At 65.7% G+C, this 239-nt stretch carries 1 protein-coding gene; it reads right to left on the bottom strand.

All coding sequences use genetic code 11. The annotated features are described in order from the left end of the window. Positions 1-239: AraC family transcriptional regulator ligand-binding domain-containing protein (locus AAEY55_RS18585; protein ID WP_350552761.1), on the bottom strand; the 239-nt coding region annotated here is incomplete at both ends.

Here is a 239-nt window from a genome sequence, read left to right on the forward strand (position 1 = left end):
GTCCAAGGCATCACTGACCACCTGGTGATAGCGCACGATGCGCTCGAATACCTCGCGCAAGCTGCCGCTGGCCACCAATGCGTAACCCAGCGCATGAAAGGTGGTGGGGCTGACAAACCGCGACACCCGCAACCCAATCGCCGGGTCGCCACTGGCCTGTACCGCCAGCGCCCATAAGCGCGTGGTGGCCGACAACCGGTAGCGGGCGTTGGGGTCGTCCATCTGCTGCGGGTCGAGCC

Source organism: Pseudoalteromonas sp. 120-MNA-CIBAN-0494 (assembly GCF_040308885.1).
Lineage (GTDB): Bacteria > Pseudomonadota > Gammaproteobacteria > Enterobacterales > Alteromonadaceae > Pseudoalteromonas > Pseudoalteromonas nigrifaciens.